13 protein-coding genes are annotated in these 14,329 nt (G+C 64.0%); 7 read left to right on the top strand and 6 right to left on the bottom strand.

Annotated features, from left to right (window positions below):
- The first annotated feature begins 8 nt into the window (after window positions 1–8).
- Window positions 9–1,313: an AAA family ATPase gene (locus tag KX928_RS10965; RefSeq protein ID WP_219501895.1), complete on the top strand. Its 1,305-nt coding sequence runs from the start codon at window positions 9–11 to the stop codon at window positions 1,311–1,313.
- Window positions 1,310–2,368 carry a ParB N-terminal domain-containing protein gene (locus KX928_RS10970; protein WP_219501897.1) on the top strand — a complete coding sequence of 353 codons (1,059 nt, stop codon included), beginning with the start codon at window positions 1,310–1,312 and terminating at the stop codon, window positions 2,366–2,368. The genes KX928_RS10965 and KX928_RS10970 overlap by 4 nt, the downstream gene beginning before the upstream one ends.
- Here the strand turns inward: KX928_RS10970 and bchO are convergent.
- From bchO to crtA, 4 genes are read right to left on the bottom strand one after another with little or no spacing between them, the layout of a single operon-like run.
- The gene (gene bchO / locus KX928_RS10975) at window positions 2,365–3,228 is read right to left on the bottom strand and encodes an alpha/beta fold hydrolase BchO (RefSeq protein WP_219501899.1); all 864 of its coding nucleotides are present in this window, start codon (window positions 3,226–3,228) and stop codon (window positions 2,365–2,367) included. The genes KX928_RS10970 and bchO overlap by 4 nt on opposite strands.
- On the bottom strand, window positions 3,228–4,883 hold the full coding sequence (locus KX928_RS10980) for a magnesium chelatase subunit D (protein WP_219501901.1): 1,656 nt from the start codon (window positions 4,881–4,883) through the stop codon (window positions 3,228–3,230). The genes bchO and KX928_RS10980 overlap by 1 nt, the downstream gene beginning before the upstream one ends.
- A complete protein-coding gene (gene bchI / locus KX928_RS10985) occupies window positions 4,880–5,884 on the bottom strand; it encodes a magnesium chelatase ATPase subunit I (RefSeq protein WP_219501902.1) in 1,005 nt (334 codons plus the stop codon). The genes KX928_RS10980 and bchI overlap by 4 nt, the downstream gene beginning before the upstream one ends.
- A complete protein-coding gene (crtA, locus tag KX928_RS10990; protein ID WP_219501904.1) occupies window positions 5,881–6,597 on the bottom strand; it encodes a spheroidene monooxygenase in 717 nt (238 codons plus the stop codon). The genes bchI and crtA overlap by 4 nt, the downstream gene beginning before the upstream one ends.
- 106 nt (window positions 6,598–6,703) lie before the next feature.
- Here crtA and KX928_RS10995 point away from each other — a divergent pair, with 106 nt between their 5' ends.
- From KX928_RS10995 to tspO, 3 genes are read left to right on the top strand one after another with little or no spacing between them, the layout of a single operon-like run.
- Window positions 6,704–8,248, top strand: coding sequence for a phytoene desaturase (locus tag KX928_RS10995; RefSeq protein WP_219501906.1), 1,545 nt, complete (start codon window positions 6,704–6,706; stop codon window positions 8,246–8,248).
- Window positions 8,245–9,282 carry a 15-cis-phytoene synthase gene (gene crtB, locus KX928_RS11000; RefSeq protein WP_219501908.1) on the top strand — a complete coding sequence of 346 codons (1,038 nt, stop codon included), beginning with the start codon at window positions 8,245–8,247 and terminating at the stop codon, window positions 9,280–9,282. The genes KX928_RS10995 and crtB overlap by 4 nt, the downstream gene beginning before the upstream one ends.
- A gap of 4 nt (window positions 9,283–9,286) precedes the next feature.
- Window positions 9,287–9,769, top strand: a complete 483-nt coding sequence (tspO, locus tag KX928_RS11005) for a tryptophan-rich sensory protein TspO (protein WP_219501910.1) — start codon at window positions 9,287–9,289, stop codon at window positions 9,767–9,769.
- Window positions 9,770–9,773: 4 nt separating this feature from the next.
- Here the strand turns inward: tspO and crtC are convergent, their stop codons facing one another.
- The gene (gene crtC / locus KX928_RS11010; protein WP_219501911.1) at window positions 9,774–10,616 is read right to left on the bottom strand and encodes a carotenoid 1,2-hydratase; all 843 of its coding nucleotides are present in this window, start codon (window positions 10,614–10,616) and stop codon (window positions 9,774–9,776) included.
- A 26-nt stretch (window positions 10,617–10,642) separates the two neighbouring features.
- Window positions 10,643–12,193: a 1-hydroxycarotenoid 3,4-desaturase CrtD gene (crtD, locus tag KX928_RS11015; protein WP_219501913.1), complete on the bottom strand. Its 1,551-nt coding sequence runs from the start codon at window positions 12,191–12,193 to the stop codon at window positions 10,643–10,645.
- Between the two features lie 93 nt (window positions 12,194–12,286).
- Between crtD and KX928_RS11020 the strand changes: the two genes are divergently transcribed.
- Together KX928_RS11020 and KX928_RS11025 are read left to right on the top strand one after the other, a co-directional pair.
- Window positions 12,287–13,171, top strand: coding sequence for a polyprenyl synthetase family protein (locus KX928_RS11020; RefSeq protein ID WP_219501915.1), 885 nt, complete (start codon window positions 12,287–12,289; stop codon window positions 13,169–13,171).
- Window positions 13,164–14,288 carry a methyltransferase gene (locus tag KX928_RS11025; protein ID WP_219501916.1) on the top strand — a complete coding sequence of 375 codons (1,125 nt, stop codon included), beginning with the start codon at window positions 13,164–13,166 and terminating at the stop codon, window positions 14,286–14,288. Before KX928_RS11020 ends, KX928_RS11025 begins: the two co-directional genes overlap by 8 nt.
- Window positions 14,289–14,329: the final 41 nt, after the last annotated feature.

A 14,329-nucleotide genomic window follows, 5' to 3' on the forward strand; every position in this document is an offset into this window, starting at 1 on the left:
GGCGGCCCATGTTTACACATACAGATCTCGCGCGGCTTCAGGCGCAATCCCTCAAAATGCAGGGCTTCATTCGGCAGCAGACCTACAGCCCGCAGAATGAAAAGACCCTGCGCCGCTTTTCCAGCTGGGAGGTGGCGGAGCTGATCTTCAAGGTCAACCAGTCCACGATGCGGGGCCGGTTGGCCGCGGACCCCACCCTGCCCCAGGGCACGGTCGAGGCGGATGGTCGCCAGCATTGGTACAGCCTTGAGGAGATCAACGAGCTGCGCCGCCGACTGAAGGTGAACCGCCGGTCGCTGATGCCTTATCGGCCTGCGGGCAAGCGCGCGATGCGCGCCGCGATCGCGAACTTCAAGGGTGGCGCGGGTAAGTCCACCGTCGCGCTGCACTTTGCCCATGCGGCGGCGCTGGATGGCTATCGGGTGCTCTGTGTCGATTTTGATCCGCAGGCAACGCTCAGCCATTCCATGGGGCTCAGCGACGTGGCCGAGGAATACACCGTGTGGGGCATCATGGCGCGTGATCTGGCGGCAGAGACGGAGCGCATGAACCGCGCCTCCCAGGGTGCCGAGAGCGGTACCGCCCTGCCCCGGCGCCGCCTGCCCAGCAGCATCACCGACATGGGGCTGGCTGATCTGCGTGCGGCGGATTTCATCAAGCCGACGAACTGGCCGACAATCGATATCGTGCCGTCCTGCGCCAACGCGGCTTTTGTTGAATTTGCCTCCGCCCAGTATCGCCACATGAACCCCGAATGGTCCTTCTTTGCCGCCGTGTCGCGGTTTCTCGATCAACTGCCCGATGATGCCTATGATCTGATTCTGTTCGACTGTCCGCCCGCCATTGGCTACCAGTCGATGAACGCGGTCTTCGCCGCCGATATGCTCTACATCCCGTCCGGGCCCGGCTACTGGGAATATGATTCCACCACCTCCTTCATTGGTCAGCTGGCCGAGGCGCTCGAAGATCTCAGCCGCTTCAACGGGCTTGTCCCCGCGGGGACAATGAACCTGCCCAAGGTGTTTCTTGACCTGCGTTTTCTTCTGACCCGGTTCGAACCCAACAACGACCTGCACCGCGCGATGCAACAGGCCTTTGTGAAGGTCTTTGGCGATAGGGTCACCGAGCATCCGATCGAGATGACGCGCGCGGTTGAACAATCCGGGCGCTTTTTGTCGTCCATCTACGAGATCGATTACCGCGATATGACACGCGAAACCTGGCGCCGGGCACGGGCAAGTTTTGATCAGGCCTATGCGGAGTTTCGCACGAACCTCTGTACCGCCTGGGACCAGCTGGAGGATGAGACATGAGCAAAAGGCGCGTCTTTGACATCGACTTCGACGAAGCCGCTGTCCCCGCGGGGACAGATAACGAGACCCCTGCCCGCCGGGGTCCGATGGCGGCGGCCATTTCGGAGAACGCGGAAGCGCTTGGCGTGCGGCAGGCCGCCGAGGCGGAAATCCGGGCGGAAAACGACCGGTTGGCGCATGAATACGTGGCCCTCAAGAAAAACGGCCAGATTGTCGGGCTGGTGCCGCTGGACGATGTGAAAATGTCAAAGCTGGTGCGCGACCGGGCAGCGGACCGTGACCCCGATCTTGATGAGTTGAAAGCGTCCATTCTTGCCGTCGGTCTGTCGAACCCCATTCACGTGGAAGAAACCGAATCCGGATATGAGCTGATCCAGGGATTCCGTCGGCTGAGCGCGTTCCGCGAATTGCGGGCGGAAACCGGTGAGGCGCGTTTCAACAGCATCCCCGCGACGCTGCAGGCGCGGGGCGCGCAGCTTGATGTCCTTTACCGCCGCATGGTGGATGAAAACCTCGTGCGCCGCGATATTTCCTTCGCCGAGATGGCCCAGCTTGCGATGTCTTACGCAGGCCGCAGCGGGCAGAGCGTGGCCGCCGCGATTGATGGGCTCTACGCTTCTGCGGGGCGTCAGAAGCGCAGCTACATCCGCCATTTCGCGCATTTGCTCACGGTGCTCGGGAATGATCTGAAATTCCCCGAGGCGATTCCGCGCGCAACCGGCCTGAGCCTCGTCAAACTGCTGGAGGACAACCCGCGTTTTGCCGGTCAGGTGCGGGCGGTACTGAACAGCCAGCCGGCCCGGGATGCCGTGCTCGAACTGTCGCTGCTGCGGAGCGCCGTGACCGGTGGCCAATCCCGACCGAAGGCGTCGAAACCGAGCGTGTCGAGAACATCCGCACGCACCACGATCAAGCTGAACCGACCCGAGGGTGTTGCGAAGGTGACCGCGTCATCGGGCCGGTTCGAAGTTGCGTTGGACCATGATTTCGGAGCGATTGAACCGCGTAGGCTGGAGGCTGCGGCGCGCGCTTTTCTGGATCGATTGAAAGACTAACTGTCCAGAAAGTGCAGGATGTTGCGGGCCACTTCGCCCGGTGCTTCCTCGTGAACAAGATGGCCATAGCCCGCCATGTCGACGACCGTTGCGTTCTGCATGCGCCCGGCCGCCGCATGTGACACCTTGGGCGGCACCGCGCCATCCTGATCGCCGGTGATAAAAAGCGTCCGCGCGGACAGGCTTGGCAGCTCTTCCGTCAGGTGGTCCAACGACCATTGCGCCATCATCAGAAGCGTGGCGTCCACATGGTCACGATCGGCCACGAGCATGCGATACAGCGCCAGTCCGTCAGACTCTAGTTTAGAGCCTGTACCGCTGATCAGAGCCTGAATACGGCTCGGTGTTGAGGACGCTGCGGAGAAGATCCGCGCACTGAAGGGAATGGCGGCCAGCATCTTGGCAATCGCCGGAAACAGAACCCCTGCAATGCCATCGAACGTGTCCAGCGCGGGGTTGATGCCGATCACTGCCGGCGGCTGTCCCCGCGGGGACAAAAGCGATTGCGCGAGTTTTAAGGCAATCGCTCCCCCCGCGGAATGTCCGACAAGGGCGACGGGCTGCCAGCCTTGCTGCGCGCACAGATGCCCAATGTCCTCTGCCATCGCTTCCAGCCCGCAGCGGTGGCGCGCGCCAAGCTGGGTGAAGCCCTGTCCGGGAAGGTCTATTGCCACCACATGATGCGTATGGGCCAGGTGGGAAAACAAGGCGCGGAAGGACTGGGTGCTGCCCCCTGCGCCATGGATCAGCAACAGGGTCTCGCCCGCGCCGGTCTCCTGAACATGCCAGCGATGCGGCGCGCTGAACACCTGGCGCGAGAAGCCCGCGTTCGGCCAGTCATCTGGGGGTGGCCACCGCATCAGGCTTCCAGAGCGGCGCTGACGGCGCCTGTGAGCGTCCGTGCATCTGCCCTTGGAAGCGCGAGGTATGGGCCGCCCAGCTGCTCGGCAAGGGCTTTGAGCGCCGGTTGCGGGCGCTTCGACACATCAATGGTCAGAGTTTGAATGCCCTGGGCACATATCACGCGCGCCATCCGCGCGGCATCTGCCGCTGCGTGGGTGCGATCGGCGCTGCCATCCAGCGCGATATTGGCGCGCCCGTCGGTCAGAACAACGATGGTGGGGGTCAGCCCCTTGCCGCGGCTTTGAGTGGCCAGCGCCGCTGCTTGTTGAAGCCCTGTGGCCAACGGGGTGCCGCCGCCGCCCGGCAGGCTCGCCAGACGGCGCTTGGTCTGAACCAGCGACCGCGTGGGTGGCAGCAGAATCTCGCCCTCTGTGCCACGGAAAGACACCAGCGCCACGTGATCCCGGGCCGCATAAGCCTGGGCCAGTAACAGCTCCACCGCGCCCTTGGCTTCGTTGAGCCGCGAGACCGCGGCGGACCCCGAGGCGTCAACCGCGAAAATGAGCAGCCGGTCAGACTGTTCCTGGTAGCGTTTCAACCGGATGTCGGAAGGGCGGATCAGTAATCCGCCCGCCGAAGGCTGTGCGGCGCGGCGCATCGGCTGCCAGGGGGCTGCAGCGCGCAGCGTTGCGACAAGATCGATCCGGCTGCGGCCATCCAGTCTGCCGGGACGCGAGGGCAGGGGGCGTCCGCGCCGGTTCCCCTTGCGTTTTTGTCCGGCTCCGTCGCCCTGCGAACTGCGCAATGTCCCCGCGGGGACAAGCCCGGCCAACAGATCCGCCGGGAGCAGGGCCTTGACCGCATCGACAAGCATGTCGCCATCCGGCAGGTCGGACGTGTTCTGCATGCCCGCATCCGTCCCGGTTTCCGTCTCCGGCGGCGCGGGCGCATCTTCCTCCGCGTCCTCCTGCGCGGGCATGCGGGTGGCGCGTTGCGGGAAAACAAGGCAGGCGGCAGCCTCCAGATCCTCGGCATGCAGTTTATTCCGACCGGCCATGCCCGCATGCGCGCGCGCCACGCGCAGGGCCAGAAGGGGCGCGCGCAGGCTGTCAATGCCGAACCGGGCTGCCAGCATGGTGAGGGCTTCAAGATCACCCTGCGTGCACGCCACCTCGCGGGGCGGCACAGGCGCTGTCCCCGCGGGGACAGGGGCCCAACCTGCCGGGGCCTTGCCTTCGGGTGCGATGTGAAAGGGCAGCCGCTCGGTCAGGGCAGGGGGCGCCGCCTCATCCGGCTCCGCCCCTTCGTCGAGTGCGAGAAAGCAATGCCCTGCGTGGCGGTCAAGCTGATGCGCCAGTTTCGCGGCCAGTTCGGGACCACATCGTTCCGCCATGGTCAGCATTATTGCACAAGGATTGTTGAAAAATCCATTATTTTCAATAAGTTGACCATGTTTCAGGGTTTCGGAGAGGTCGAGTCCGCCAAACAGCTGCTCATCCGAGATGGCGGGGTGGAGCCTTCTGGTCGAGAGGTTGGCAAGGCTGTCAAGCACGGTATTGCGGTCGGGGCTCGCCCGCATCCTTATGACGGCACCGGCAAGGTATCTGGGCGCGAACAACAACAGACCAACAGAGAGGGCCGCGCGATCCCAGCTGTCGGCCTGCGCGCTCACCCCAGCACATCCTCGACAACGCGCATCACGCGGGTTCCGGAACCTGCCTCGTCAAGCGGGTCGCGGCGCAAGCGGTGGGACAGGGCAGAGGGCGCAATGTCACGTAAATGCGCCCGTGTGAGCTTTCGTTTGCCCTGGTATGCCGCAAGCGCCCGCGCGGCCCGCAGCAGGGTCAGTTCACCGCGCAAGCCGTCGGACCCCAGCGCGATGCAAAGCTTGGCGCAATCTTCAATGATGTCCGGTGGTGTAATGATCTTTGCCACTCTCCTGCGCGCCTTCAGGATTGCTTCTCTGATCTTGGTATCTTCGGCGCCGTATTCGGCCATAAAAGCCGCGTGATCGGTTTCAAAGGCGTCCCGGCGCTTGATTACCTCCACCCGCTCGGCCACGTCAGCGGGCGACCGGACCTCCACCGACAGGCCAAACCTGTCCAGCAGCTGGGGGCGCAGTTCACCTTCTTCGGGGTTGCCTGATCCGACCAGCACGAAGCGGGCCGGATGCCGGATCGAAAGCCCCTCGCGCTCTACCACGTTTTCCCCCGATTGCGCGACGTCAAGCAGCAGATCAACGATGTGGTCTTCGAGCAGATTGACCTCGTCGATATAGAGATAACCGCGGTTGGCCCGGGCCAGCAGGCCGGGTTCGAAGGCTTTTTCGCCGCGTGTCAGCGCGCGTTCGATATCGAGCGCGCCGACCACCCGGTCTTCGGTTGCGCCCAGAGGCAGGTCAATGACCGGCGTGGGGCGGGATACCACCTTTTTAGAGCCTAATTCAGCCCATTCAGGGCAGTCCGCGGACCTGGGGGAATTGACCGGGCAGCTTTCCACGGCACGGATGGGTGGCAGCAGTGCCGCCAGTGCGCGAACGGCAGTGGACTTGCCGGTGCCACGATCCCCGAACACCAGAACCCCGCCGATCCCGGGGTCCACCGCCGTGAGGATCATCGCCTGTTTCATCGCGGATTGTCCGACGATGGCGGAAAACGGGAAGGGGGTCTTCATACCTGCAGTTCCAGTGAGTCCAGGGGGCTTGTTCCATCCCAGGATCCCGCATCTCCCAGGATCCTGAAGCGGGCATAGAGTTCTTCTGAGAACCAGTTGCCGTCCCGTACCGCGCGAATGGCCGCGGCGTGGGGTCCGTTGGTGCGGGCGAAATCCGCCATGGCTGCGGCGTCTGGCCAGATGGAAAAGGTGATCTGGTGCAGCAGGGGCACTTCGCCGATCCCGATCTTGAAGGCGACATTGCGATCCGCCCCGATCATCCTGCTGATGTCGGGGACACGGTGCCAGAACTTCAGGGCGACGGAGGGTTTGATCGTGGCGCGGGTCAGGGCTGCGAGCGGTCCGCCGGGCGCGTTTTCGGTTGCATCGAAGGGCATTCTTCCCGACCAGAGGCCGCGTGCGGAGGTCGTCTCAAGGAAGATCGTCCAGTCTTCGGCGGCGCGGGTACGGTAGCGCGTGAAAATGCCTGCCCTGGCGGTCTGCCGGCGGGCCGTCGCCTCGTCCGGCCAGCTGGCAAGGATCGCGTAGACAGCCGTGTTGGGCACCGGTGTGAACCCTTCGCCGGTGCCGGATCCGCATAGTTTCCAGAAACCGATCCCCGGCACCTTCGGCAACGCCCGCCGGGCAAAGGCCATCATCGCGAAGGCCCATAGCCGTGCCGTCGGGCGGGCAAAGCGAAAAAAGCTCAAAGATACAATGGGTGTGTCGGTCATCGCGCGCGGTTTCGTTCCCAGGTGTCAACTTAGTCTGACATGCAATCGCGCCGATGGGAAGAACGCAATTGTCAAGTGAACTAGACACATCTACTGTACGAAATTGATGACACGTGTGAACCCCATCGAATCCGCGGAGGCCCGTGAAGGCCGCCGCAACCGGGCAATCGTGATCGGCGCGGGCCTTGGCGGTTTGGCGGCGGCGATGCGGCTTGGCGCGAAGGGATATCGCGTTACGGTGATCGACAAGCTGGACGTTCCGGGGGGGCGCGGGTCGGCGATCTGGCAGGACGGGCACCGGTTCGATCTGGGGCCGACAATCGTGACGGTACCGCAGCTTTACCGCGAACTCTGGCGGGCATGCGCGCGTGATTTCGATGCGGATGTAACGCTCAAGGCGCTGGACCCGTTTTACGAAATCCGCTGGCCGGACGGCACCCGGTTCGTTGCCCAGCAGGATACCGAAAAACTGCGGGCGGAGGTCGCCCAGCTGGCACCCGGCGATCTGGCGGGGTTCGACAGGTTCCTGAAAGACAGCGCAAAGCGTTACTGGTTTGGCTTCGAAGATCTCGGGCGGCGGTCGATGCACCAGCTGTGGGAGCTAATCAAGGTTTTGCCGACGTTTGCGCGGCTGCGCGCGGACCGGTCGGTTTACGCCCATGCGGCCCGTCGCGTGAAAGACGAAAAACTGCGCATGGCGCTGAGTTTTCATCCGCTCTTCATCGGTGGAGACCCGCTGCATGTCACCTCGATGTATATCCTCGTGGCCTACCTCGAAAAGGAATTCGGGGTGCATTACGCGGTGGGAGGTCTGGCCGCGATGGCGCGCGCCATGGGCAACGTGATCGAGGATCAGGGCGGCACGTTGCTGATGGACACGGAAGTTGACGAGATCGTGGTGCGGAACGACGCGGTTACAGGGGTGCGGCTGGCCTCCGGGCTTGAAATGGGCGCGGATATCGTGGTGTCCAATGCGGATTCCGGGCACACCTACAACAGCCTCCTGCGCGCTCATCGACGGCGCCGATGGACCCCGAAGCGGCTGGCACGGACGCGGTATTCGATGAGCCTTTTCGTGTGGTATTTCGGTACCCGGGACACCGTGGGCTACTGGCAGGACGTTGGCCACCACACCATTCTGAACGGCCCGAGGTACACCGGTCTGCTCAAGGACATCTTCGTCAAGGGCAAGCTTTGCGACGACATGAGCCTTTACGTGCACCGGCCGTCGGTGACTGACCCCACCGTCGCGCCGGAGGGGGACGACACGTTCTATGTTCTCAGCCCGGTGCCGCATCTGGGGCATGAAAACGGGGTGGACTGGGCGGCAGAAGAGCCGCGCTACAAGGCAAAGATGCTCAGGGTTCTCGAAGAGCAGCTCTTGCCCGGTGTGGGCGAGCGGATCAGCACCGAGGTCATCTTCACGCCGGAAACATTCCGCGACCGCTACCTCAGCCCGCATGGCGCGGGATTCTCCATCGAGCCGCGTATTCTGCAAAGCGCCTGGTTCCGCCCGCACAACGTCTCGGAAGAGGTCAAGGGCCTCTATCTCGTGGGTGCCGGGACGCATCCCGGGGCAGGGGTGCCGGGCGTGATTTCAACTGCCGAAGTGCTGAGCAAGCTGGTGCCTGATGCGGAGGTCGTGACGTGATCGCGCCCGGTGATCTCGAACATTGCCGGGAGGCCATTCGCCACGGGTCGCTGTCGTTTCACGCGGCATCAAAACTATTGCCTGCAAAGGTGCGTGACCCGGCGCTGGCGCTTTACGCATTCTGCCGTCTGGCTGATGACGAGGTTGATCTGAAGGCGGAGAAGGTCGACGCCGTGCTGCGCCTGCGGGACCGGTTGGATGATGTCTATGCCGGGCGGCCACGGGATGCGGCACCTGATCGTGCCTTCGCGGCGATCGTCGAGGATTTCGAGATGCCGCGCGCCTTGCCGGATGCCCTGCTGGAAGGCCTGGCCTGGGATGCGGCGGGTCGGCGGTACAACACCTTGTCGGGGGTCAGGGATTATTCCGCGCGGGTGGCGTCGGCCGTTGGCGCGATGATGTGCGTGCTGATGGGCGTGCGCGACGCGGATGCGCTGGCGCGCGCCTGCGATCTTGGGGTGGCGATGCAGCTGACCAACATTGCGCGCGACGTGGGCGAGGACGCATTGGAGCGCCGCATCTACCTGCCGCTCGACTGGTTCGCGGAGGCGGGTATCTCGCCAGAGGGTTTTCTGCGAAACCCCGAACCCACGGATGCACTCCGAAGGATGGTCAAACGTCTGGTGATGGAAGCCAACCGGCTCTACATGCGGTCGGAGGCCGGGATCGGGGCATTGCCGCGCGGTTGCCGGCCGGGCATCTACGGCGCCCGTTTCATTTATGCTGGTATTGGCGGCCGGTTGGCGGCGATGGGGTTTGATTCCATCTCTGCAAGAGCCCGCACCGGCAAGGTGCAGAAAATCGGATGGCTTGGGCAATCCATGCTGTTGAGTGGGGTGAGCATGGTGATGCCGCATTCGCCGGTTCTCTTTGCCCGGCCGCTGGATGAGGTGCAGTTTCTCGTGGATGCGGCCGCGCGGGGTGATCGTGACGCGTCGCGCAGCGATGCGCTGATTTCCGTGCTGGCGACCCTTGAACAGCATCGCGTGGAGCAACGCGCGCGGTTGACCGGGCGGTCCGCAGGAGTAACATGACCTGATGTTCTGGCTGTTGTTCTGCATCTTTTTCGCCGCCTGTCTCGGGGCCGGTATCACCGGGGGCTTGTTTGCGCCGGGGCCCTGGTACCGCGCGCTGAACAAGCCTTGGTTCACGCCGCCCAACTGGGTGTTTCCGGTCACGTGGATGGTGCTTTACGTCTGCATGGCCGTTGCGGGCGCCCGCGCCGCCATGATGGAAAACAATGGCATCGCCATGGCTTTCTGGGCATTGCAGATCGCGTTCAACGGATTGTGGACGCCGGTCTTCTTCGGGCTCAAGAACATACGGCTGGGTATGGTCGTGGTCTCCCTTCTGTGGGTGACCGTGTTATGCGGATTGCTGGCGCTCTGGCAGTTGGACGTGATCGCGGGGGTCCTGTTTGTGCCCTATCTGGTCTGGGTCAGCATTGCGGCGGCCCTGAATGCCGGTGTGTGGCGGCTGAACCCCGAGGTCGCGCGCAATCCGCCACCGGCACCGTCCTGATATCCTAGTCGAACTGCCAGGTTTTGCGCCGTGGCACCCGCACAGCCAGAAGCGGCTTGAGCAGCGGGCTGCGAAAGCGCCGCAGATCCAGCGCTTCGTGAACTCCCGTGGTGCGCTCCCCGTTCAGTTGGGTCTCGACGGCGGATCGGGAGTAAAACGGGGCGTCCAGCATGTTCAGAACCTGCCGGGCGCGGCCGCCCTGATCCGCGCGGGTTTCCCGTCTGACCCCCCAGAGACTGCGCCGCAAATGCGTTTTCGGGGGCAGGGGGGTTGCCTCCGCCTGACCGGTGCGATCAAAGCGAAACCCGGCGGCCAGTTCCGACCCGTCCAGCCGGGTGGCGTCGTAAAAACACGTGGCCCCCTGCCGTGTCGGGAAGCGCCCCCAGGTCCAGTAGGTGAAATCTTCCTCCAGCGCGCGGCTGCCGAAGTTCGCGTCGAAATACCCTTCGCCTTCCCATTGCCAGCCCGGACGGTCAATGTCGACCTCGATGCGGGAAACCGGAGCAAAGGGTCGCCAGATATGCGCCCCGTCCTCTGTCAACGGCATCTCGACGGATGTTATGGCCGATGGCGTCAGGCGAATTTGCCCGCGAATGCGATTGACCAGCGGCGGGCCCGAGACTTCGTTGATGTCGATGATCAGCTGAGTGTTCTCCCACCGCATCATCGACGGGCCGACTTCAAAACGCGCGTTTGTCTGGCGGAGGGCCGAGACCCCCCGATCGGTCATGGTGAAACGCCCGCCGGGGCCATAAGTGGCAACATTGATGCAGACATGGTTCTGTGGGTGCCGTCGCCCCGACCAGCGGTACCACGGGGAAAACACCGACCCGATGAACCCGATCACGGAGACAGCACGGGTGCCACAATCGCTCAGGCCGTCGACATACCACCACGCATAGCCGTTTGGCCCGACGGGGATGTCGAAGTTTGGGCGCTCAAGATCGCCTCTGCCGCGTGCCGGGCGGAGAGGGTTGCCATCGGCACGCCCGCTCCCGGGTGGGTTCCGCCCCCCGCCAGCCACAGGCCGCTGATTTTCGTGCGCGCTCTGGGGCGCTGCAGCGCCGCTGTCATCCCGTGCGGGCTTTGCCCGTAAAGCGCACCCAGCGTCTCGGGGAACATCGCGGCGAAGCGTTGCGGTGTCGTTATCGTCGCGGCGGAAGGCATCGGTGACATGGTCACGTTGAAATCCGCCAGTCGCTGCATGATCTGTTGGTGCCATATGTCGAGGTCCACAGGAGGGTTCAGGGTTTCGGTTGCCGGGGCGTTGGCGATGATTTCAAAACGTTCAAGCGGGGGAACAGGCAGGCCCTGTCCACGGTCTTGTGCACAAATGTATAGCGTTGGGTCGCGCGGAACGCAGCCTTTTTCGAGGTCGTCGAATTCCGATTGTGGGGTGTCGGCAAAGAAGATGTTGTGATGCGCAAGCTGCGGACCGTCGGGTGTAGCGGCAAAGCTGTGCACGCGGGCAGAGAAGGAACGCGCCGACGTCAGGGTTTGCGGCGCCACGATGCGCAGGGTGTCACCCATGCTACCTGTTGCCAGCGCGCGCGGGTCGCCCGTGTAGACGATCACATCGGCCGCGATCTGGTGTCCGCCATCGACGTCGACGCCGACAGCCGCCCCGTCTCGCAGGATGATGCGGTCCACGTGCTGCGCGCGGTGCAGGACGACACCGCGGTCGATGGCGAGCGCCGTTAGGGCGTCTGTCAGCCTGTGCATGCCCCCTTTGACGGCCCAGACACCGGCGGCTTCGGCCTGCCAGATCAGCGACAGGATTGCCGGGCTCAGATGTGGCGCGCCCCCGACGTAAGTGGCGTAGCGACCAAAGAGTTGCGCCAGACGCGGGTCGCTGAACTGACGTGCAAGCATCTGGCCCAGCGTCCACAGCGGTGCCATGGCGCGGATCAGCTGAGGGCGGCAAAGGACATAGGGGACAAGCTGCGCCAGCGTCGGTTCAGGCGCCTGAATCACTGGCGCATCGAAGGCGCTGAAGAGGTCGGCGGTGCGCTGGTTGAACTGCCGAAAGGCCTCCGCTGATCCGGGCCCGGCAAATTCCGATATGGCGGTGGCGCTTGCTTCGGGGTCGGCATGCAGGTCGAGTTGGCTGCCGTCAGGCCAGAAGTGCCGTGCCAGGATCTGCTGCGGGATCAGGGTGACGTGGTCTTCGAGCTGCTCTCCAACAGAGGCAAAGAGCTCGTCAAAAACCTGTCGTAAGGTCAGAACCGTGGGGCCGGCGTCCACTGGCCCGGCGTCGCTTGGTACGGTTCTGATCTTGCCGCCGGTATGTGCATGGCGCTCCAGAAGGGTTACCGCCATACCGCCCGCGGTCAGCCGTATCGCTGTGGCGAGACCAGCGATGCCGGCACCAATCACCAGCGCTGTCGGTTTTCGAGGGATATGCGACGGGGTTTGAACAGCCATAGGGGATTGTTGACTCACAGGGTCAATGTGTCCAGTATGATTTACACTTTAGTGTCGGATAATAATGACACTCTGCCGATGAAAGGACCCCATATGGGCATGACTTCCAGAATCGAAGCAGCAATTTCGTCGGCAGTGGCAGTTGGGCAGGGGCAGGGGGCTGTACCACCCCGGCTGGCCTCTGCGCTGGACTATGCAACCGCCCCTGGCGGTGCGCGAATCCGGCCAACGATATTGACGTCGGTGGCGCTGGCATGCGGCGATGACCGTCCGGCGCTGACGGATGCAGGCGCCGCCGCGCTGGAGATGATTCACTGCGCCAGCCTCGTGCATGACGACCTGCCGTGTTTCGACGACGCGGACGTGCGGCGCGGGAAGCCATCGGTGCATCGGGCCTATTCCGAACCCCTTGCGGTGCTGACCGGCGACAGCCTGATCGTGCTTGCCTTTGAGACCTTGGCGCGACAGTCGTCACAGGCCCCGGACCGTGTCGCGCAGATGATCCTGACACTTGCGCAACGCACGGGTATGCCGGGCGGCATCTGCGCGGGGCAGGGATGGGAAAGCGAGGCGGAAATCGACCTCTCCGCTTACCATCAGGCCAAGACGGGCGCTTTGTTTATCGCGGCCACGCAGATGGGAGCCGTTGCCGCGGGGCAGGAATCCGAACCATGGTTTGAATTGGGCGCGCGGATCGGTGAAGCATTTCAGGTTGCGGATGATTTGCGCGATGCGCTTTACGATGCCGAGACGCTCGGCAAGCCGGTGGGCCAGGACGACCTGCATGGCCGGCCGAATGCGGTCTCCCTGCTCGGGGTGCAGGGCGCGATTTCACGGCTCAAGGATATTCTGGGCGGCGCGATTGCGTCGATCCCCTCTTGTCCCGGCGAAGCGCAGCTGGCTGCAATGGTGCGCACCTATGCGGAGCGGCTGACGCCAGTGGCGCCGACCGTGAGCGCAACACGCAGCAATGTCTGACGCCAGTGGCGACCTGCCGCGCTGGCGCGGCGGATGGCTGAACCGGCTGGTGGCCCGCCCGGGGTTTCAAAGCTGGGCCAGCAGGTTTCCGTTGACGAGAGGGCAGGCGCATCGTGATGGCGCGGCGCTTTTCGACATCGTTCAGGGATTTGTGCAAAGCCAGGTGCTGATGGCCCTGGTGGAGCTGGACATTCTGCGCAGGTTGCGCGGCGGGCCGCAGTCGGTCGAGGGTCTGGGCCGCGCCACGAACATCCCACCCGACCGCATGCGGGTTCTGCTTCAGGCGGCCGCGGCATTGCAGCTGCTGAAGCGTGACAGAACCGGACGGTATGTGCTGGCGCGCCGCGGGGCTGCGCTGATGGGGGTGCCCGGTCTTGAAGCGATGATCCGCCATCACCGGGCGTTTTACGCGGATCTTGCAGACCCGGTTGAATTGCTGAGGGGACCGGAGCGCACCGAGCTGTCGGAGTTCTGGCCCTATGTGTTCGGCGCGCGCGGCGATATCGACCCGGCCGTTGCGGAGACCTATTCGGACCTGATGGCGCAAAGCCAGAAGCTGGTGGCGGAAGATACCCTGCGGGCCGTGTCGTTCAGGCAGACGCGGCACCTGCTGGATATCGGCGGCGGGACCGGCGCCTTCCTGGAGGCGGTCGGCCGCGCCGCGCCGTCGTTGCAGATGACGCTATTCGATCTGCCGCAGGTCGTGTTGCCTGCACAGACGCGTTTTGCGGCCGCCGGGATGGCGGCGCGTGTCACGATTCGCCCCGGTTCCTTTCGCGATGACCCGTTGCCGGAAGGAGCTGATGCGATCTCCTTGATCCGGGTCCTCTACGATCATGCGGATGATACAGTCGCGGCCCTGTTGCGGGCCGTCTTCGACGCCTTGCCAGCTGGCGGACGGCTGGTTGTTTCGGAGCCGATGGGCGGCGGGGCCTCTCCGGATGTCGCGGGGGATGTCTATTTCGCCTTTTACACGATGGCCATGCAAACCGGTCGCGCCCGTTCCGCGGCGGAGATTTCCGCACTCTGCCGGGCGGCCGGGTTCACGAACATCAAATGCCCGCGTCCGGCCCGCAGTTTTGTGACGCGCGTCCTGACCGCGCAGAAGCCCGGCTGACCGGCGCAGCCAAAGTGTCCATTTGAGTTGACACAATTGAA

This window comes from Roseobacter insulae (assembly GCF_019375555.1).
In the GTDB taxonomy this organism is placed as follows: Bacteria; Pseudomonadota; Alphaproteobacteria; order Rhodobacterales; family Rhodobacteraceae; genus Roseobacter; species Roseobacter insulae.

Excerpts from the sequence above, each read along its gene's own strand:
- KX928_RS10965 (WP_219501895.1), top strand. The coding sequence starts at position 9 with ATGTTTACACATACAGATCTCGCGCGGCTTCAGGCGCAATCCCTCAAA.
- KX928_RS10970 (WP_219501897.1), top strand. The coding sequence starts at position 1,310 with ATGAGCAAAAGGCGCGTCTTTGACATCGACTTCGACGAAGCCGCTGTC.
- bchO (WP_219501899.1), bottom strand. The coding sequence starts at position 3,228 with ATGCGGTGGCCACCCCCAGATGACTGGCCGAACGCGGGCTTCTCGCGC.
- bchI (WP_219501902.1), bottom strand. The coding sequence starts at position 5,884 with ATGAAGACCCCCTTCCCGTTTTCCGCCATCGTCGGACAATCCGCGATG.
- crtA (WP_219501904.1), bottom strand. The coding sequence starts at position 6,597 with ATGACCGACACACCCATTGTATCTTTGAGCTTTTTTCGCTTTGCCCGC.
- KX928_RS10995 (WP_219501906.1), top strand. The coding sequence starts at position 6,704 with ATGACACGTGTGAACCCCATCGAATCCGCGGAGGCCCGTGAAGGCCGC.
- tspO (WP_219501910.1), top strand. The coding sequence starts at position 9,287 with ATGTTCTGGCTGTTGTTCTGCATCTTTTTCGCCGCCTGTCTCGGGGCC.
- crtD (WP_219501913.1), bottom strand. The coding sequence starts at position 12,193 with ATGGCTGTTCAAACCCCGTCGCATATCCCTCGAAAACCGACAGCGCTG.
- KX928_RS11020 (WP_219501915.1), top strand. The coding sequence starts at position 12,287 with ATGGGCATGACTTCCAGAATCGAAGCAGCAATTTCGTCGGCAGTGGCA.
- KX928_RS11025 (WP_219501916.1), top strand. The coding sequence starts at position 13,164 with ATGTCTGACGCCAGTGGCGACCTGCCGCGCTGGCGCGGCGGATGGCTG.